This is a genomic window from Rhodanobacteraceae bacterium (assembly GCA_016713135.1).
Classification (GTDB): Bacteria; Pseudomonadota; Gammaproteobacteria; order Xanthomonadales; family SZUA-5; genus JADKFD01.
Map to the genome: position 1 here is coordinate 370543 of JADJPR010000020.1, position 20135 is coordinate 390677.

General features: G+C 69.7%; 14 protein-coding genes. 4 read left to right on the forward strand and 10 right to left on the reverse strand.

The window, feature by feature from the left end; genetic code table 11:
- Positions 1-356: 356 nt before the first annotated feature.
- The gene (locus IPK27_16535) at positions 357-1292 is read right to left on the reverse strand and encodes an aldo/keto reductase (protein ID MBK8069168.1); all 936 of its coding nucleotides are present in this window, start codon (positions 1290-1292) and stop codon (positions 357-359) included.
- A 237-nt stretch (positions 1293-1529) separates the two neighbouring features.
- Entirely contained in the window at positions 1530-3287 is a 1758-nt protein-coding gene (locus tag IPK27_16540) for an ABC transporter ATP-binding protein (GenBank protein MBK8069169.1), read from the reverse strand.
- Positions 3288-3540: 253 nt separating this feature from the next.
- On the opposite strand from IPK27_16540, the gene IPK27_16545 reads away from it, so the two are divergent.
- Entirely contained in the window at positions 3541-6087 is a 2547-nt protein-coding gene (locus tag IPK27_16545) for an IPTL-CTERM sorting domain-containing protein (GenBank protein ID MBK8069170.1), read from the forward strand.
- Positions 6088-6189: 102 nt separating this feature from the next.
- Here IPK27_16545 and IPK27_16550 read toward each other — a convergent pair whose 3' ends face one another.
- The 3 genes from IPK27_16550 to IPK27_16560 all read right to left on the reverse strand — a co-directional run bounded on the left by IPK27_16550 (position 6190) and on the right by IPK27_16560 (position 11224).
- A complete protein-coding gene (locus IPK27_16550; GenBank protein MBK8069171.1) occupies positions 6190-7605 on the reverse strand; it encodes a hypothetical protein in 1416 nt (471 codons plus the stop codon).
- A 107-nt stretch (positions 7606-7712) separates the two neighbouring features.
- Complete coding sequence (locus IPK27_16555; GenBank protein MBK8069172.1) at positions 7713-9386, reverse strand: AMP-binding protein; 1674 nt, start codon at positions 9384-9386, stop codon at positions 7713-7715.
- Between the two features lie 38 nt (positions 9387-9424).
- A complete protein-coding gene (locus IPK27_16560; GenBank protein MBK8069173.1) occupies positions 9425-11224 on the reverse strand; it encodes a diguanylate cyclase in 1800 nt (599 codons plus the stop codon).
- 106 nt (positions 11225-11330) lie between these two features.
- On the opposite strand from IPK27_16560, the gene IPK27_16565 reads away from it, so the two are divergent.
- Entirely contained in the window at positions 11331-12038 is a 708-nt protein-coding gene (locus IPK27_16565) for an HAD family hydrolase (GenBank protein ID MBK8069174.1), read from the forward strand.
- 10 nt (positions 12039-12048) lie between these two features.
- On the opposite strand, the gene IPK27_16570 is transcribed toward IPK27_16565, so the two are convergent.
- On the reverse strand, positions 12049-13275 hold the full coding sequence (locus tag IPK27_16570) for an FAD-dependent monooxygenase (GenBank protein ID MBK8069175.1): 1227 nt from the start codon (positions 13273-13275) through the stop codon (positions 12049-12051).
- Positions 13276-13438: 163 nt separating this feature from the next.
- Between IPK27_16570 and IPK27_16575 the strand changes: the two genes are divergently transcribed.
- Positions 13439-15841: an ABC transporter permease gene (locus IPK27_16575; GenBank protein MBK8069176.1), complete on the forward strand. Its 2403-nt coding sequence runs from the start codon at positions 13439-13441 to the stop codon at positions 15839-15841.
- Positions 15842-15849: 8 nt separating this feature from the next.
- On the opposite strand, the gene IPK27_16580 is transcribed toward IPK27_16575, so the two are convergent.
- The 4 genes from IPK27_16580 to IPK27_16595 all read right to left on the reverse strand — a co-directional run bounded on the left by IPK27_16580 (position 15850) and on the right by IPK27_16595 (position 18629).
- Positions 15850-16227, reverse strand: coding sequence for a PIN domain-containing protein (locus IPK27_16580; GenBank protein MBK8069177.1), 378 nt, complete (start codon positions 16225-16227; stop codon positions 15850-15852).
- Positions 16228-16229: 2 nt separating this feature from the next.
- Positions 16230-16526 carry a type II toxin-antitoxin system Phd/YefM family antitoxin gene (locus IPK27_16585; GenBank protein ID MBK8069178.1) on the reverse strand — a complete coding sequence of 99 codons (297 nt, stop codon included), beginning with the start codon at positions 16524-16526 and terminating at the stop codon, positions 16230-16232.
- A gap of 53 nt (positions 16527-16579) precedes the next feature.
- On the reverse strand, positions 16580-17365 hold the full coding sequence (locus tag IPK27_16590) for a response regulator transcription factor (GenBank protein ID MBK8069179.1): 786 nt from the start codon (positions 17363-17365) through the stop codon (positions 16580-16582).
- Between the two features lie 223 nt (positions 17366-17588).
- The gene (locus IPK27_16595) at positions 17589-18629 is read right to left on the reverse strand and encodes a histidine kinase (protein ID MBK8069180.1); all 1041 of its coding nucleotides are present in this window, start codon (positions 18627-18629) and stop codon (positions 17589-17591) included.
- A 424-nt stretch (positions 18630-19053) separates the two neighbouring features.
- Here IPK27_16595 and IPK27_16600 point away from each other — a divergent pair, with 424 nt between their 5' ends.
- On the forward strand, positions 19054-19692 hold the full coding sequence (locus tag IPK27_16600) for an ACT domain-containing protein (GenBank protein ID MBK8069181.1): 639 nt from the start codon (positions 19054-19056) through the stop codon (positions 19690-19692).
- The last annotated feature ends 443 nt before the right edge of the window (positions 19693-20135 follow it).

Consider the following 20135-nt stretch of genomic DNA (forward strand, 5'->3'; position numbering starts at 1 on the left):
CGCGCGGACCCCTCCGCAACGCATTCCCGCCGGGACTCCCCTCCCGATGGGACGCGACGGACGCTAGCAATTACTCAGGCGGGCTGTAATCCGGCCGGAAGATGAAAATGGCGTGAATACTTCATCTGCACCAATTGTTCACATCCGCTTCACAGACATGAGCCCCGGTGCTAGTGTGGTGTTCCGTAATTAAGTTGAAGAAACTTCCGATGAATTTCGCGGCGAGGCAAGGCGCGAGGAGAAGTCATAGCAGGGCTATGGCGACGACGAGCAACGCCGCATCGGCGCAAAAGGCGCGGAAATAATTCAAGGTAATTACGGAACACCACACTAGCGCGGCATGCGCGTCCCGGGCGTCAGAGTCCGGCGATATGCCCGATCATCCGCTCGCGCATGGCCGCATCCGGCAGGCGCCCGTAAGCCGCGCCCAGGTTGTCGGCCATGTGCTTGGCCTTGCTGGTGGCCGGGGTGACCACGGTCACCGCCGGATGCGCGAGCACGAACTTGAGGAAGAACTGCGCCCAGGACACGGCGTCGATCTCCGCCGCCCAGTCCGGCAGGTCCTTGCCGCGCATGCGTTCCCACAGCCGGGTGCGGCCGAACGGCAGGTAGACCATCACCGCGATCCCCTTCTCCTGCGCCAGCGGCAGGATGCGCTCCTCGATGGCGCGATTGTCGATCGCGTAGTCGATGCCGATGAAGTCCAGCGGCTCGGCCTGCATCACCTCGATCAGTTGCGGGTACTGCGCCGGGAAGGTCGTCGTCACGCCGATATGGCGCACTCGCCCGGCTTCGCGCAACTCCTTGAGGATGCCGAGTTGCACCGGCACATCGCCCAGGTTATGCACCTGGATCAGGTCGATCGGTTGTTTGCCCAGCTTGGCGAAGGAGGACTCGATCTGCGCCCGCGCGGCCGCCGGGTCGGCGGCCCCGCCGCCACGTCCGGCGACGTTGACCTTGGTCGCCCAGAACATGGCGTCGGTGAGTTTCAGCTCGCGCGCAATGTCGCCGGCGACCTGCTCGGAGGCACCGTAGCTGGGCGCAGTGTCGAATACCGTCCCGCCCAGGCGTGCCAGTTCCGCGATCACCTCGCGCAGTGCGCCGATCTCCTGCGACCCGGCGAGCTGCGAGAAGGTCGCCGAGCTGCCCAAGCCGACCACCGGGATCTGCTGGCCGCTGCGCGGGATCGCACGCTTCATCGGCCCGTCGGCGACAGCCGCCCATCCGCGAGGCAGGGCCGCGAGCAGTGCACCGGCCAGGGAGAATTGCAGGGCTTCGCGGCGCGTGGTCATGGCGGTGCTCCGACGGGGACGTCGCAGCATGATCCGCCGGATCCCGTCGACAGGCGATCAAGGGTGCCAACGCACCCCATCCCGGTGCGCCGTTCCGCAGATCGAAACGACGCTGCGCGTAGCCCGTGGTACGCGCGCAGCGCGTTCCGCGGGTACTTGCGGCAAGCACCCGCCGAACCGCTGCGCGGCACAACGGGCTACGTAGTCACATTGGGGGCATGTCCGGAAGAATCAGCTTCAGACCAGCTCCCCGGTCTGCAGCCGCCACAGACGGGCGTACTGGCCGTCGCGGACCAGCAGTTCCTCGTGGGTGCCGGATTCGACGATGCGCCCGGCGTCCATGACTTGGATGCAGTCGGCGTGGCGCACGGTGGACAGCCGGTGCGCGACCACCAGCACGCTGCGTCCGCGCGCGGCGCTGCGCAGCGAGTGGGCGATCGCCGCCTCGGTCTCGTTGTCGATCGCGCTGGTGGCTTCGTCCAGCACCAGGATGCGCGGGTCGCGGTACAGCGCGCGGGCCAGGGCTATGCGCTGGCGCTGGCCGCCGGAGAGCTCGGCGCCGCCCTCGCCCACCGGCTGCGCGTAGCCCTGCGGCAGCGCGGCGATGAAGTCGTGCGCCTCGGCCGCGCGCGCCGCGGCTTCGATCCGCGCGGGATCCGGCTGGCGCTCGCCATAGCCGATGTTGTCGGCCACGCTGCCATCGGTCAGGAATGGCTCCTGGCCGACATAGGCGATTACCCCGCGCAGCGCGGACGGATCGATGGACGCGATGTCATGGCCATCGAGCAGCACCCGCCCGGCCTGCGGATCGAGGAAGCGCAGCAGCAGTTTCAGCAGGGTGCTCTTGCCGCTGCCGGTGGCGCCGACCAGCGCCACCGTCGCGCCCACCGGCACCTCGAAGCTGACGCCATCCAGCGCCGGCCGCTCGCCGTAGGCAAAGCGCAGCGCATCGAAGCCGAGCGCCCCGCGCAGTGGCTGCGGCAGTGCGCCGGTGGCACGCGGCGGCGCCGGGGTGTCGAGCAGATCGAGCACCCGGTTCACCGAGGCCATCGCGCGATTGTAGAGATCGGTCATGTCCGCCAGCCGCGTCATCGGCCACAGCAGCCTCTGGGTCAGGTAGACCAGCGCGGAATAGCTGCCCACGCCGAGTTCGCCGCGCAGCGTCAGCCAGCCACCGTAGAGCAACGTGGCGACGAAGCCGAGCAGGATCGCCATGCGGATCACCGGGGTGATCGCGGCAGAGAAGCGGATCGCCGCGGCGTTCTTCTGGCGGAAGCCGTCCGAGGCGGCCGCCAGGTGCGCCGCCTCGAAGCACTCGGCGGTGTAGGCCTGGATCGTCGCCATGCCGCGCAGATTGTTGTCCAGCCGCGCCGACAGCGTCGCCGCCGCCTCGCGCGCCGCGGCGTAGCGTGGCTGCAGCCGGGTCTGGAACCAGAAGGCGCCGGCGACGATCAGCGGGATCGGCAGGATCGCCAGCAGCGCCAGCGTGGGTGTCAGCACGAAGAACACCGCGCCGACCAGCAGCGAGGACACGAACACCTGGATCAGATCGTTCGCGCCGGTGTTGAGGAAACGCTCGATCTGGTTGACGTCCTCGTTCAGCAGCGCCATCAGGCGTCCGCTGCGCGCGCGCGTCACCGCGTCCGGCGGCAGTTGCTGCAAGTGCTCGTAGGCGCCCTGGCGCAATCCGTGTTGCAGATCCTGCGCCAGCCCGCGCCAGTTCAGCGCATAGAGATATTCGAAGGTGGATTCGAGCACCCAGATGACAATGGTCAGCGCGGTCAGCAGCCACAACTGGGTCATCGGTTCGACGATGCCGAGGCCGGCGAGGAAGGACTGCTTCTGGTTGACCACCACATCGACCGCCACGCCGATCAGCAGCTCGGGCAGCACGTCGAAGAACTTGTTGAGCACCGAGTAAGCGCTCGCGCGCCACGCGCGGGCGCGGTGCGGGGCGGCGTAGGCGGCAAGGCGGTGCAGAGGATGGGCGGGCATGCCGCGGACGATAGCGGCGGCGGCGCCCTCGCGGATGGCGCGGCGCGGGCGACCGGCGCCAGCCTGGTCGCGAAGGCCTGGCGCGAACGGTGATTTCGCTGTCCGCATTGGCGACTGAAGCTCGAATCAAATTCGAATAGACTGCGCGAGAGGGCACCGGGCGCGGTATTCCATTCGATACGGGAGTTTCATTGCGATGAAGGGAATCATCAAACGATTTTCTGTGGGCGTCCGTGTGGCCACGGCAATCGCCTTGGGAAGTCTGGCAACCGGCGCTTCTGCCCAGTTCACGGTCGGGGGGCATGTCGCCGATGTCCCTTTCCAGTTGGGGCCGCAACCAACACCACGCGGCACCTGCACCGTGACGAACCTGACCACGGTGCTGGACACCACCGCGCCAGCCGCCGATCCGGCCTACGCGGCGATTACCGGCACCCAGACTGGGCGGATCTTGCGTAACGGCACCACTTCCACTTGCGCCGCGCCCAAGGCGAACCCCGGTGCGAACGACACCAGCGTTGTCCGCCAGTTCGACCGTTACCGCTTCACGCCGGCAAGCAACAGTTGCATCACGGTCAGCCTCACCCAACCCGCAACGACGCTTTTCGTATACGCATCGTCCAGTTTCGATCCCGCAGCGCCGACGACGGGCTACCTTGCGGACGCAGGTAGCAGTGCGGCATCGACGAGCTTCTCGCTCAACGTCGCCGCGGGCGTGCCGTACGACGTGGTTGTGCACGAGGTCAATGCCGGAGGCGGCGTTGGCGCCGCCTACACCCTTGATGTGTCGTCCGACGCCCCCTGCGGCGCCGGTGCCGACCTCGCCGTCGTCCTGGCCGACACCCCCGATCCGGTCGCTGCCGGCAGCAACATCAGCTACACGGCAACGCTGACCAACACCGGGCCAGGCGATGCCACCAACGCCAGCGTGTCGCTGCCGGTCCCGGCCGGCACCAGCTTCGTCTCTGCCACTGCCGATGGCGGCGGCAGCTGCACCAATGTCAGTCCGATCACCTGCAGCTGGGCCGGCACCACCGCCAACGGCGCGGTGCGCACGGCCACTATCGTCGTCAGCGTGCCGGCGAATGCGGTCAGTAATACGCTGATCAATGCCGTGGTCACCGCCGCCTCGGATACGCCGGACAGCGACCCCGCCGACAACACCTCGACGACCGGAACGGCAGTGATCACCACGGCCGACCTGTCGATGAGCCTGAGCGACACCCCGGATCCGGTGACCGCCGGCACCCAGCTCAGCTACACCGCAACGCTGACCAACGGCGGTCCCTCGGATGCACAGAACGCGCGCTTCAGCGTCGACATCCCGGCCGGAACGAGTTTGGTCGCGGCGACGCCGGTGGGCGGCAGTTGCACCGGCAGCACGACTGTGACCTGCACCTGGGCCGGCGCCACCGCGCCCGGTGTCAACCGCAGCGCCGCCATTGTGGTCGCGGTCCCGGCGAATGTCGTCGACGGCAGTTTCCTGGATGCGTCCGCCAGCGCAGCGTCGGATACCAGTGATCTGGCGGGCGGCAACAACCTTGCCAATGCGACGACCTCGGTGATCGCCTCGGCTGACCTTTCGATTTCGCTGACCGACACGCCGGACCCGGTCATCGCCGGCACCCAGCTAACCTACGTGGCGACGCTGACCAACGCCGGCCCGTCCGATGCGCAGGATGCGATGATCACCTTGCCACTGCCGGCGGGCACCAGCTTCGTCTCGGCTGCCGCCAGCGCCGGCGGCAGCTGCAACGCGGCCAGCCCGGTGGTGTGCACCTGGGCCGGCGCCACGACCACCGCCGACACCCGCACCGCGACCATCGTGGCGCTGGTGTCGCCATCGCAGACCGCCAACCTGAGCGCGACCGCCACGGCCTCGTCCAGCACTGCCGATCCGATCGGCGGCAACGATTCCGCTACGGCGACGACGGCGGTGCAGGTGCAGGCGGATCTGTCGATCACCCTGGCCGACGCGCCGGACCCGGTGACGGCCGGTACCCAGCTGACCTACACCGCAGTCGTGACCAACGCCGGCCCGTCGGATGCGACGGCGGTGGTGGTCAACCTGCCCACGCCGACCGGCACCAGCTTGGTCTCCGGCACGGTGAGCGGCGGCGGCAGCTGCGCCGCCGGGATCAGCTGCTCGATCAGCGGCAGCATGGCGCCGGGCAGCTCGCGCACGCTGACCATCACGGTTCTGGTGGCGCCGGCGGTGCTCGACAGCACGGTGATCGACGCGACCGCGACGGTGTCGGCGGGCTCGCCGGATCCGAATGGTGCGAACAACAGCGCCAGCACCACGACGACCGTAGTCGCGGTGGCTGATCTGGTCATCGGCCTGACCTCGTCGGCGGCGCAGGTGCTGATCAACGTGCCGGTGACCTTCACCGCGACCAGCATCAACAACGGCCCGTCGGATGCGCAGGACGTGTCGGTGACGATCACGCTGACGCCGGACTTCCGCTACAGCAGCCACACGGCGGCTGGCGCCAGCTGCACCACGCCGCAGGTCGGCAACACCGGTGCGATCGTGTGCACCTGGGCGGGCGCGACCGCTCCGGGCGTCACGCGCACCTTGACCGTGGTGGCCTTCAGCAACAACGAAGGCAACACCGCCGTGAACGCGAGCACTGCGTCGCCGACGACCGACCCGGTGGCGGACAACAACCTGGGATCCCTCAGCGTGGTGGTCGGCTACCCGTTCAACGAGATCCCGACGCTGAGCCAGTACGGCCTGGTGCTGTTGGGACTGTTGATGGGCCTGATCGGCTTCGCAGCGGCGCGCCGCCAGGGCTGATACCTGCCCGCCTCCCGCGCCTCAGGGTGCGGGTGGACTGGAGTGACGCACGAAAGGGCGGCCGCGAGGCCGCCCTGGTCATGGGTGCAAGCGGCGGCTCGCTCACCGACCCCAGCGCCCATGCTCGCGATGCGCTTCCCAGGCGGCCTGCTGTGCGATCCGAACCTGGTCGGCCGACAGACCCGGCCATTCCCGATTGTCCAGCGAAAAGCGCGGCGACAAACCCACCGGCGTCTGTCCGTAGAACTCGCAGAACATGCTGAGCGCGGCGGTGTAGCTGCCCAGCACCGACGGGTGGAACTGGTCGGCGTCGTACAGCGGGAGCGTCGGATCGAGGCGCCAGGCTGCGCGCCAGGCCTCGCCGGCCGGGATGAACATGCCATTCACGCCGAGTGCGGCCTCGGAGTAGGACAGCCGCACGGCGTCGAAGTAGTCGATCCGGGTGATGTCCGGCCAGACCATGTACAGCGCCGGACGCGCCCCGCCGGCGCGGATGACGCCCTCGAACCGGCGCGTCCAGTAGGCCAGGTGCTGCTGGCTTTCCGGCAACGAGGATGGCCCCTGCTGCAGCACGACCAGGTCGTAGTCCCCGCTGCCGATGCGCGCGAGCGTGCTGCGGTTGCCGTAATGGTCCTCCAGCGCCGCGCCGCCGATGGTGATTGCGTCCACCTGCAGCGACTTGCCCGCCTGGGCGGCAATCGCCTGGAGCATCTGTGGCAAGTCGTTGCTGTAGGTCAGGCTGTTGCCGATGAACAGCACGCGCGCGGCGTCCGGCAATCGGCTGGCCTCGATGTCGTTGACGTCGAGTGCCAGGCGCAGGCGACCATCCTCGAGCGCGGCCGCCGCGTGCACCAGGTCAGCGCCGGCTTCCAGGGTGTCGTTGGCTGGATCGGCCAGTGCGGATGGATCCCCGGGCGACGTGGCGACCGCCGGCCCGCCCAGCTGCGCGGCAAGCGCGATCGTTGCGGCCAGCACCACCAGTGGTCCGGAGGTGACGCCCAGGCGGCGTCGCGCAGCCACCAGCATGGCGCCGCCCAGCAACAGCAGCGCGGGCAGCCCCAGCCCCGGCACCGCCGACTCGACCAAGCCGGATTCCATCACCAGCGCGACCGGTTCGCCGTCAGGGTCCAGGCGGTCGCCGGCGCTGCCGTCGGCGCGCTCGGACCAGACGTGGATCTGCAGCGGACGGCTTCTGCCTGGGATAACCCCCGGCGTCTGCCATTCGATGCGGTCGCTGCCGGACTCGCCGGCGGCGAAGGCCAGTGGCGTTGCCGCGCTGGTGCTGTCGACGATTTCCCATTCGCCGTTGCGGCAGGCGTCGAGGCGCGTGTCGCGCAGATGGCGCTGGTCGGTGTGCGCCAGCGTGCGCCATTCGCCGCGGAACTCGCCGGCCGCGGTTGCCTGGACGCAGCCATTGTAGGGATCGCCGTCGACGTCGATGGTCGCGCCGAAACGATGGCTCGCCTGCGCCAGCCCGGGCAATGCCGCGAGCCAGAACAACCACTGGAATGCGCCCATGTCTACCTCCCGGATTGGCCGATGTGCCTGGCCAGTGTCCGTGCGCGGGCCCATGGGCGCCCGCCGCAAAAGCTCCTTTTCGTCTCCGTTTTTCCTGAGCGCCCGGCTCAGCGCAGCTCGCGACGCAGGATCTTGCCCACCGGCGTCTTGGGCAAACTGTCGCGGAACTCGATCAGCTTGGGTTGCTTGTAGCCGGTCAGCTGCGTGCGGCAGTGCGCGCGCAGGTCGTCGGCGGTCAGCGCCGGGTCCTTCTTCACCACGACCAGCTTGATCGCCTCGCCGGTCTTGTCGTCCGGGATGCCGACCGCAGCGGCTTCGAGCACGCCGGGATGCATCGCCACCACGTCCTCGATCTCGTTGGGGAAGACGTTGAAGCCGGAGACCAGGATCATGTCCTTGCGCCGGTCCAGCAGGTAGTAGTAGCCGCCTTCGCCCTCGCGCGCGATGTCGCCGGTGCGGAACCAGCCGCCGTCGAAGAAGGCTACGGCGGTCTCGTCCGCGCGCTGCCAGTAGCCCTGCATCACCTGCAGCCCGCGCACGCAGAGTTCGCCCGGCTCACCGCGCGCAACTTCCCGCCCCTGCTCGTCGCGCAGGCTGATGTCCACATCCGGCAGCGGCAGGCCGATCGACCCCGGCGGGTTCGCTCGGTCCCAGTGGTTGGTGGTGATGCCGGCGCAGGTCTCGGAAAGACCATACATTTCGACCACCTCGCAGCCGGTCACCGCCTTCCAGCGCTCGGCGGTGGCACGGCGCAGCGCGGTGCCGCCCTGGATCGACAGTTTCAGTCCGGAGAAGTCCAGTGCGCGGAAGGCCTCCGAATTCAGCAGCGCGTCGTACAGCGTGTTGACCCCGGCGAAGATCGACGGCCGGTGACGCTGGAATTCCGCCACCAGCGCCGGGATGTCGCGCGGATTGGTGATCAGCACCGCGTGCAAGCCGTGGGTCCAGGCATACAGCATGTTGGTGTAGGCGGCGATGTGGTAAATCGGCAGGCAGATCAGGCCCACCTCGCGCTGCGGATCCAGCGCGCGGCCCATCCATTGCTCGCAGGCCGCCACATTGGCCATCAGCGCGCTGTGCGCCAGCGCCGCGCCCTTGGAGACGCCGGTGGTGCCGCCGGTGTACTGCAACTGGCAGACGTCTCCCGGGGCAGCCTGCGAGTCCACCGCGGACATGCGCGCGCCGCGCGCCATCGCATCCGGCCAGCGCACCGCCTGCGGCAGCGAGAATGGCGGGATCGCGCGCTGACGGTACTTCAGGACGAAATCGACCAGCGCGCCCTTGGGAAAGCCGAGCAAATCGCCGACGCGGGTGGTCAGCACCTGGCGCACCTCGGTGCCGTCGATTGCATCGGCCGCGGTGGCAGCGAAGTTCTCGACCACGATCAGCGCCGCCGCGCCCGAGTCCTTGAGCTGGTGGCGCAGCTCGCGCGCGGTGTACAGCGGGTTGACCGGCACCGCGATCAGATCCGCGCGCAGCACCGCGAGCAGCGCGACCGGGTACTGCAGCAAATTCGGCAACATGATCGCGACCCGGTCGCCCGGCCACAGGCCGAGGCCGCCGCGCAAGAAGGACGCCAGGCGTGCGCTCAGCTGGTCTATCTGGCGATAGCTGAGGGTGCGCCCGAGGTTGCTGAACGCGGCCTTGTCGCCCCAACGGCGGCAGGCATCGAGCAGTAGTTGCGGCAAGGTCTGGCCGGCATCGATCGCGGCGCTGGCCACGTTGTCGAAATCCGGCTTGGCCAGCGGCGACGGGATGTTGCGGCCGAAGGAGGTGGTCATCCGGAGGACTCCATGGTCAGGTGTGGGTGGGAAAAGGCTCATGCGGCGGCCGCCATGCAGACGCGATTGCGCCCGGATTCCTTGGCCAGGTACAGCGCCCGGTCGGCGTCGCGGATCAGGCTGTCCCAGGCCTCGACGGGCGACTCTGCCAGGCTGACCCCGAGGCTGATGCTGGGTGCATGGCCGCCATCGCGCAGCGGATGCGCGCGCGCCGCGCGGCGCAGGCTCTCGGCCACCGCGAGCGCATGTTCGCGATCGCGGAAGCTGCCGCAGGCGAGGAACTCCTCGCCACCCCAGCGCACCAGTTGCATCTCTGCCGGCAGGGCGAGACGCAAGGCGCTGGCGACCGCCTGCAGCACCTGATCGCCGACCAGGTGCCCGTGCTCATCGTTGATCCGCTTGAAGTGATCGAGATCGATCAGGATCACGCCGAGGGACTCACCACGCTGCGCCGCGACGCTGGCGAGGGCGCGCGGATCGGGAATCGCCTGGCGGTTGCCCAGGCCGGTGAGCGGATCGGTGCGCGCGGCCTGCTGCAGCGCCTGCGCGCTCTGCTGCAGGGCGCGGTGCAGGCGCTGCACCGCGCGATAACGCCACACCAGCGCGACCACCGCCAGCAGCACGCAGACCAGTGCTGAGGCCATCACCAGCCCGATCAGCCGCTGGCGCTCCACCGTCAGCGCCTGGAGCTCGCCCTGGCGCTGCAGCAGCTTCACATCCGCCTCCATCTGGCGCCGTTGCATGCTCGCCTCCAGGTCCGCGATGCGCCGGCTGGTCATGGTGGTGGCCATGCCCTGCTGGATCCGGTGGTACTCGCGCGCCGCAGCATAGGCGCCAGCGGCATCGCCGATGCCCATCGATACCTCGCCCTGCAGGTCGAGCAAGTTGCGCTCGGTCAGCCGGTCGCCGGTTCGGCGCGCCTCATCGATCAGGCCACCGATGGCCTGCGCCGCCTCTTCCCAGCGGCCGAGGTCGGCCAGCACGCGCAGGCGCAGGGTCTGCCGCACCAGCACCGAGCGCGCCCCATCGTAAGGCCGGGCCAGTTCGATGGCGCGGTCGATCAGCGCCAGCGCCGCTTCCGGCTTGCCTTCCAGCTGCATCAGGCGCGCCTCGCGCCCCAGCGCCACGGCCAGCAGGTCGGGCGCTCCGTCGGCTTCCGCCAGCGCGCGGGTGCGCGCCACTGCGGCGCGCGCTTCGTCGATGCGGCCCGCGCGCAGATGCACATGGGCCACATCGCTCTCCAGCTCCGTCAGCTGACGTGTGGCGAGAGGATCGGCGGCGGCGATCGCCTGGCGGTAGAACTCCAGCGCCGGCTCCAGATCGTCCAGTTCCGCGTAGATGCGCCCGATCTTGGCGAGCGAGTCGGCGACCAGCGCCGGGCGCGCCAGGCTGCGCGCGAGTTCCAGCGCCCGGGTATGCCCGTCGAGCGCCTGGTACAGGTTGCCGGCGCGACGCTGCATCGTCGAATAAGCGTTCAGCGCATCAACCTCGCCAGCGAGATCGCCGTGCCGGCGCGCCAGCAGCAGCGACTCGTCGAAGCGTCGCAAGGCGTCCTCGCTGCGACCCTGGCGGCGCGCCTGCATTCCCTCCAGGAACAGGACGCGCGCTTCCCATGCGGGGCGCGCCTGCGCCTGCGCCAGGGCGCGCATGCGCTCGCGCGCCACCTGCGCGCCGGCGAAGTCGAGCCGCTCGATCGCTTCACTGGCGCGCTGCTGCAGCGCTGCGAATTCCGCCTCGGCAATGCCCTGCGCCGACAGCGGATTCGCCAGCGCCAGCGCCGCCGCCAGCACCCAGGCCGCGCTCGCCAACTTGCGGGAATCGCTGCGGGACGCCGGCATGAACGGCTCGCGGGAGGGACACTCAAGCTTAACCCGAGGCGGTCGCCGTCGCGTGAATTCCGGCGCCCGGACGCTATTGTCGCGCTCCCCGCCAAGGAGACTGGTCATGCTCGACATGATCGGATTCGACGCCGACGACACACTGTGGCACAGCGAACCCTACTTCCAGGACGCGCATGCACGCTTCGAGCGCATCCTCGGCGGCTACATCGACCTCTCCGACGCGCGCGTGCATGAGCGCCTGCTGGCCACCGAACGGCGCAACATCAGGCTGTTCGGCTATGGCGCCAAGGGCATGACCCTGTCGCTGATCGAGACCGCGATCGAACTCACCGACGCCGCGATCAGCGGGCGCGACGTGCAGGCGCTGATCGAACTCGGCAAGGGCATCCTGACCCACCCGGTGGAACTGTTGCCGGGCGCGCGCGAGGCGGTCGCCGCGGTGGCCGAGTGCCATCGCGTGGTGCTGATCACCAAGGGCGATCTGTTCCACCAGGAAGCCAAGGTGCGCGATTCCGGCCTCGCCGATCTGTTCCACCGCATCGAGATCGTCTCGGAGAAGGATCCGGCGACCTACGCGCGGCTGTTCGAAGAGTTCGGCCTCGACGCGTCGCGCTTCGCGATGGTCGGCAACTCGCTGCGCTCGGACATTGAGCCGGTGCTGGCGCTCGGCGGCGCCGGGGTCCACGTGCCCTACGCCATCACCTGGGCGCACGAGGCCGAGCACGCGGTGGACGCGGCGCATCCGCGACTCCGGGTGGCGGCATCGCTGGCCGAGGTGCCGGCGGCGATCGCCACGCTGGCCGCCGGTTGACGCGCCGCGCTCAGCGCGGCCAGAGCGACTCGATGAAGCCCGCCGGCAATGGCCAGCGCCCGAACCAGCCGCGACGCGTACCGGTGAGGATGCGCAGCGCCTGCAGGCGGCTGCCGGGCAGGCGTCCGAGCGGGTGGAACAGCCAGTCGCGCAGGGTGGCGGCCCAGGTCAAGTCCGACTGGAACAGCGGGGTCAGCCAGCGGCTCCAGAACTGGTAGGCGCGGATATGCGCGCGCCGGCTGGCGGCGAATCCGGCGAGCGCGGCGTCCAGCGGCTGCGGCGAGCGCAGGGCATCGCGCAGCGCCAGCGCGTCGAGCAACGCCATGTTCACGCCCTGCCCCAGCTGCGGGCTCATGGCGTGCGCGGCATCGCCGAGCAAGAGCATCCGGCCCTGGTGCCAGCGCGCGCCCATGATCACATCGCGATAACTGGCGCGCGCCAGCACCTGGCGGTCCTGCAGATCAGCCAGGTGGGGCGCGATCTGCGGCCAGAGTCCGGTCAACTGCGCGTGCCAGTGTTCCAGCGGCAGCGCGGCCCAGGCGTCGAAGGCGTCGGCCGGCACGCTCCAGAAGAAACTCATGCGCGGCGTCGGATCGCCCGGCCGCGCGCCCACGGGCAGCAGTCCCAGCATCTGTCGCGCGGCGCGGTAGCGCTGGCGCAGCTCGTGCGGGTGCGGCCAGTCGCGCAGGGGCAACAGGCACCAGACCGCGCCCCAGGGATAGGGCCGGTCGAGGCGCACACTCGGCACTTGTCCGCGCAAGCGCGATCCAGAACCGTCGGCGGCGATGACCAGATCGAAGGGACCTTCGCTGCGGCCCTCGGCATCGGTCAGGCGCCCCTGCCCGGAATCGACCGCGACGATTCGACGGCCGGCATGCAGTTCCACCTCGGCCGGCAGGGCCGCATGCAGCACTTCGAACAGTGCCCCGCGTTGCATGCCGAGGCCGTACAGGCGGCGGTCGAGGTCGCTGTAGCGCATGTCCATCACGACCCGGCCGCGCGCGTTCTCGCCGTACAGCCGGTGCACCGGCGTGCCGCAGGCGCGCGCCGCATCCAGCAGGCCGAGCGACCACAATGCCGCCATTCCGGTGGGCTGCAGCAAAAAGCCGGCGCCGACCGGCCCGGGCCGCACCGCCTGCTCGTAGACACGCACGCGATGGCCGTCGCGCGCGAGCGCGATGGCCAGCGCCTGGCCGGCGGTGCCATAGCCGACGATGGCGATGTCGAGTCGGGTCATGCTGCGATGTTAGCGACTTGCGCTGTGCGGTTTCGGCCGCGGCGCTGTGCGGGTCCGAACGCGATCAGGCGCCGAAACCGCCCCGGCGACCGTCGGAATGGGCCGCGGACACATGGTCCAGCTATTGCATGGGCGCTGCGGGAATCCCCGCCGCGGAGCGCGCATGACACGCTGGTTCCACCATCTTCACGCCGCCTCGCGCAGCCTGCGCCGCGCACCGGGCTTCGCCATCACCGCGGTGGCCACCATCGCCCTCGGCATCTGCAGCGTGACCCTGGTGTACGCGCTGGTGTCGGCGATCCTGCTGCAGCCGCTGCCGTTGCCGGATCCCGGACGCGTGGTGGCGGTCCATCGTGCTGGCACCCAGGAAGCGGGCCTGAGCCTGCCCGACACCATCGCCCTGCGCGAACGCCTGACCCAGTTCCGCGCGATCTCGGCAGTCGCTCCGGACACCTCGATGGACTGGACCGACGGCAGCCGGCCCGAGCGCCTGAAGGCGGCGCTGGTCGAGTCGGCGTATTTCGACGTGGTCGCATTGCCGCCGCGGCTCGGCCGGCTGCTGCGCCCGAGCGACGACGTGCCAGGCGCGGCGCCAGTGGTGGTGCTGGACGAGCGCTACTGGCTGAGCGCCTACGCGGGAGCTCCCGACGTGCTCGGTCGCCGGTTGCAGTTGTCCGGCATCAGCGCCGAGATCATCGGTGTCGCCGATGCGCGCAGCGACCTCGCCGAGGCCGGCGTGCAGCTGTGGGGGAGCATCCCGCCCTGGGCACCATGGGCGCCGACCTCGCCGGGATCGAACAACTTCGAGGTGGTGGCGCGGGTGGACGCGGGCGTCGACCTCGGCGCGGCCGGTGCCGAACTGCACCAGGTGAGCACCGCGCTCGCCGCTGAACGCGACAACCCAGGCAAGGTGCTGAGCCTGATGCCGTGGAGCCAGGTGCTCACCGGGTCGGTGTCGCAGGGCCTGTGGCTGCTGCTCGCCGCAGTCCTGTTGCTGCTGGTACTGGCAACCGCCAATGTGGCTGCTCTGATGCTGGTGCGCGGGCGCCAGCGTGCAGCAGAACTGTCGCTGCGCAGCGCCCTCGGGGCCAGCCGCGGACAGGTGATCGGCCTGCAGCTGGTGGAAGGACTGGCGCTCGGGGCTATCGGTGGCGGCATCGGCATCGGCGCTGCGCTCCTGGCCTTCGCCGCGCTGCGCGAGTACGCGCGCGGCACCCTGCCGCGACTGGCCGGTGCCGAGGTCGCCGCCGACGTGCTGCTGGTCGCGATCTGCGCCACGCTGGCCAGCGCCGTGCTCGCGAGCCTGCTGGCGGCCTGGCGCACGCGCCCGGCCAGCGCGGGCATGCGCCTGACCGATGCCGGTCGTTCGCGCACGGCCTCGCGCACGCTGGCCGGCCTGGTGACCCTGGAGGTGGCGCTCGCAGGCTCGCTGCTCGGCACCGCCGCGCTGCTGACCTTCAGCTTCCTGCGCCTGGCCGAGCTGCCGCTGGGCTTCGAATCGGGCGGCGTGATCACCGGCGAGGTGGTCCTGCCGCAGTCGCGCTACCAGGATCTGGCCCCGCAAACCCAGGCCTTCGAGCGCATGGTCGCCGAGCTCTCGCAGGCACCGGGGGTGGAGCAGGCCGCCCTGGTGGTCGGTCCGCCGCTGCTGGCCGGCCAGGGCATCGGCCACATGCTGCTGGTTGACGGGCTGACACTGGTGGATGCGAGCGCCCGCTATCGTCCCTTCGTGGGCGACTATTTCGGTGCGCTCGGCCTGCCATTGCTGGCCGGGCGCGGCGTCGCGGCCGGCGATGGCCACGGCGAGCGGGTTGCGTGGGTCAACCAGGCCTTCGTCCGCCGCTACCTCGCCGGGCGCGACCCGGTCGGGGCGCGAGTGGCCTGGCAACCCGGCGAGGCCAGCAGCGAGCAGTCGCCGCAATGGATGCGGGTGGCCGGCGTGGTGGGCGATGTGCGCGGCGCGCAGTGGCGCGGCGAGGATGCGCCGGCGGTGTATGCGCCCTACCGCCAGCGCGAAGCCGACTGGATCCGCTTCGGCACCCTGGTGGTGCGCGTCGCCGGGGATCCAGCGGGTTACCGCGACGCCCTCGCCGACGCCGTTGCCGCGGCGGATCCGGCACTGCCGATTGGCGAGGTCGCGAGCATGCCCGAGCGCACCCAGCGCGCGCTCGGCCGCGACCGCCTGCTGATGCAACTGGCGGGCGTGTTCGCGGTCCTGGCGTTGACCCTCGGCATCCAGGGCGTGTTTGGCGTGGTGGCGTTCTCGGTGCAGCAGTGCCGCGCGGACATCGGCGTGCGGCTGGCGCTCGGCGCTACCCGTGGACGCGCGATCGGCGGCCTGTTGCGCGCCACCCTGCCGCAACTGCTGCTTGGCGCCAGCGTGGGTCTGGTGCTGACGGTGGCCGCCGGCCGCTGGCTGCAGGGCGTGCTCTTCGGGGTCTCCGCGAACGAGCCTGGGGTGCTCCTGTCGGTGGCCCTGGTGTTGGTCGCCAGCGGCCTGCTCGCGGCGTGGATTCCGGCGCGGCGCGTGCTGCAACTGGACCTGACGGAAACCCTGCGCAGCTGATCAGTTCCTCACAACGTTCGCGGGTAATGCTGCCGCAGGTTTGCATCGAGCGTGATCAGCGGTGCCCGCAGCAATTCGGCGTGGGCCACGATCAGGCGGTCGAAAGGGTCGCGGGTGTAGGCCAGCGGTAGCGCCTGGTGGGCGATCTCGACGAAGCGTTCGCCGGCGCAGGTGATCGCAAGTTCATCGGCGAGGTAACGCGAGATGACCGCAGCGCCGTGCTTGAGGCGGCCGATCTCGTGCAGCAGTTCCAGTTCCAGCAACACCGCGGGCGAATAGCAGAGCGGATCGCGATCGATCGCCGCCAGCGCCTGGCGCCCGAGCCCGCCGGTCTTGCCCTGGTAGAGGGCGACGGCGATGTGCGTGTCCAGCATCACCGTCGCCATGCTCAGCGCCTGGCCGGTTTGCGCGGCGACTTCGCGGCGTAGGCGGGCGCGGCCTCCGCCACCTTGGCGGACGGCAACTCGCTCCACAATGCCGGGGACTCCTCCGGCTTGAGCGGCGCGCCCTGCACCAATGCCTGCGGCTTCAGCTTTTGCAGGCGCCCGCCCGCCGCCTGGGCATCGTCACGCACCAGCTTGAGGCGCACCCCGCGGCGCTCGATCACCAGCGGCACGCCGGTATCGACCACCTGGTCTGCGAGCTTGAACAGCTGCTGGCGCAATTCGGTGAGCGAAACGGACACGACCGGCACCTCCACGGGACTGTACGTACGGTACACCCAGGGTGAAACGGAGGTCAAGCCAGCTTGTCGAGCTGCTCGCGATAGCCCCGCGACAGCTTCAGCTCATGCCCGCCGTCGATGTCGACGAAGTACTCACCATTGATATGCGGCCGCAGCCTCACCACGTAGCGCGCATGCACGATGGTGGAGCGGTGGATGCGCACGAAGCGCTCTGGCGGCAGGCGTTCTTCCAGCTCGCGCAGGCTGGCGCGCGCGACATGGTTGGCGTCCGCGGTGTGCACCACCACGTAGTCGCCGGCGGCATCGATCCAGCGAATGTCCGCCAGGGGCACGCGGATCAGCGTGCTGCCGTCCTTCAGCGTCAAGCGGTCGTCCGCGCGCTCACCCAGCGACTGGGGCTTCTCGCCACCCACCAGCGCCAGCAGACGCGCATGTTGCGCTTCCAGCTCACTGTGCTCCCTGAGCTTGCGGGCGCGGGCCACGGCATCGCGCAGGCGTTCGTCCTCGACCGGCTTCAGCAGGTAATCCACCGCGTGCACGCGGAAGGCTTCCAGCGCGTACTGGTCGTAGGCGGTGGTGAAGATCACCAGCGGCCAGCGGCTCATCGGCAGCGCCCGCAACACGCCGAAGCCATCGATCCCCGGCATCTGGATGTCGAGGAACATCAGGTCGATCGCATGCTGGCCGATCAGCGCCAGCGCCTCGCGGCCATTGCCAGCCTCGGCCACGATCTCGATGTCCGCGATCTGCCCCAGCCGGTAGCGCAAGCCGCGGCGGGCCAGGGATTCGTCGTCGACCAGGAGGCAGCGGAGGGGGCGCTTGCTGGGATTGGTGTTCATGCGTGGCTCTGGAGGGCACGAGGGCACGAGAGCACGAGGGCACGCAAGCGCACGAAGGCGATCGCCGTCGAAGCCGTGGGGACACCTGTTTGCCTCGCCGACGCCGGACGCAAGCACGGACCGGTGCGGACACCGGCAGTCAGAGAGCGGGCGCGTGGGGCACCCCATCGCGGCAACGCCGCTTGCGTGCCCTCGTGCCCTCGTGCCCTCGTGCCCTCCAGGTTCAACCCGCCACCTCCAGCGGCAACGTGATCCGCACCCGCACCCCGCCCTCCGGCCGGTTCTCCGCGCACAGGCGCTGGCGCTCGCCATAGAGTGTGGACAGGCGCTCGCGGGTGTTGCGCAGGCCCACGCCGTTGGATTCCGGCGCGCCGGGGGCGAAGGCGGGGGAACCGGGGCCGTTGTCGGTCAGTTCCAGGTCCAGCCACTCGCCGTTGGCATGCGCGCGGATGCCGATGCGGCAGCCGTCCTCGCTCTTGGCCACCGCGTACTTGATCGCGTTCTCGATGAGCGGCTGCAGGATCAGGCTCGGCACCAGCGCGCTTTCGGCTGCGGGGTCGATCGCGATGTCCAGCACCAGGCGCTCGTCGAAGCGCATCTTCTCGATCTGCAGGTACAGGTCGAGCACTTCCATCTCGCGCTTCAGCGTGACCTTCTGCTGTGGCTCCTGGTCCAGGGTGTAGCGCAGGAAGCGGCTCAGAGCGCCCAGCATCCTCTCGGCGGTGTGGTTGGCCTGCTCCAGCACCAGCGTGGCGATCGCGTTGAGCGTGTTGAACAGGAAGTGCGGATTGAGCTGGTAGCGCAGCATCTTGAGCTGCGCCAGGTTGGCCTGCGACTGCGCCGCCAGCGCGCGCTCGCGCGCGGCGGCCAGCTCGCGCCCGTTGTGGATGCCGAACCACAGCGCGCTCCACGACAGGATCACGTAGGCGGTGAATCCCGAGTAGGCCATGTAACCGAGAAAGCTCGCCGGCTTGCACTCGTCCGGGCAGTAGTTCTCGATCGAGACCGCGTAGATCACGCTCATCGCCGCAACGATCAGGATGAAGGCCGGCAGCGCGTACAGCGCCATCCGCATCGGCGGCAGCCTGCTGATGCGCTTGTACATCCAGTGCAGCGGCCAGGTGACGATGGCGCCGCCGATCGCGCTGCTGATCGACACCGACAGGTAGGAGATGTGTTTGCCGTGCGCCATCCCCGACAGGAAATGCACCGCCAGGAATCCGATCCAGCCGGTGATCTGGAACACCCAGAAAGGCAGGCGCATGGAGGTGCGAAGGTTGCTGGCCGTCGTCATCTGCCTAGATTAGCGGCTAGGGTGGCCGGCCACACACCGTTCGGCGCGCCAGCGCGGCGGGCTGGCGCGCGCCGGAGCCGTTGAACGCGGAGACGCAGAGGCCGCGGAGAAGAGCACGGACAAGAGCGATTGGTACGGCGTGCACAGCATCCGATGTCGTCCATGCGTTCCTCTGCGCCCTCCGCGTCTGGGTGAACTGCAGCGCCAAAAAGCAGTCGGCTCGTGCCCCCTCATCCGCTTCTCTTCGCTCTTTGCGCTTCTCTTTGCGCTTTTCTCTGCGTCCTCTGCGTCTCCGCGTTGAACTTGCCCCGTCACGGCGAACAGCCACGCTGGACGTGCCGAAGGAGCGGGTGCAGGCTGTGCCGCCCGGTACGGCCAGCAGGCAGCGGACGACGTGGACACGCCTATTTCCAACCTGGCCCAGTTGCTGGCGTCCATGGAGCCCGTCCTGCACGACGGCACATGGGCATACTGCGTAGTCCCGCATGGCGCGGACCTGCCCTCACTGACGCCGGTCGCCACGGTTGCGGAGGCGGAGGGCCTGACGGTGGTGCTTCCCGAGGAGCAGGCGCTGGCGGCGAAGCTGCAGGTGCATTTCCGCGCGGCCTGGATCACGCTCACGGTGCATTCGGACCTGCAGGCGGTGGGACTGACCGCGGCGTTCGCCACCGCGCTGGGGCGCGCCGGCATCAGCTGCAATGTGGTCGCGGGCACCTTCCACGATCATCTGTTCGTGCCGGTGGAGCGGGCGCAGGATGCGCTGGCGGCCTTGCGCCGGCTGCAGGCGGAGGGCGCCGGCGGCGCGCCGGGCGAGCTGACCTGGGCCCGGAGTCCGGCATCGGAGCCAGGCGTGGAGCTTCACCGGCGCTGGCGAGCTACTCCCGCACGAGGCCCGGGGGCGGCAACCGGATTGCCTCGCGCCGCAGGCTGGCGATCATCAGCAGGGTGGTTCCGAGGTACCACGCGCCCACCAGTGGGCCACCGTCGACCATGCCCGCATCCCGCGGGGGCAGCGGGAAGCTCAACAGGTTGAGGCCCAGTGTGACCGCTGCTGCGCTGACGCCATACACCCGCCAGGCCCGCAGCAGCAGCCCCTCGCCAGCCAGCGATGCGGACAGCAGCACGGTGGCGAGGCAGATGTGGATGTCCCAGACGATAGATGTCCCAGACGATATCCAGGCCGAGTTGCACGCTGAACACGCCGTGCAGCACGCGCCTGAGGTCCTGCTGCAGCAGCGGATCGGCTGCTGGCGGCGATGCGCGGGGAGATCCAGCCCAGGTTGGCGGCCTGCACCACGGTCATCGCGCAGAAGGCCACACCGGCAATGCCGCCGAACACGCAGCCGATGCGCGCAGCGACGCTGGGGCCTTGCCGCTGGAACCAGCGGTCCAGCCCGAGGAAGGCGACCACCAGCAAGGGCCCGAAAGCGAAGTGCAACAGCCGGTTGAGCGGCAACGGCAGGTCGAACACGCTCC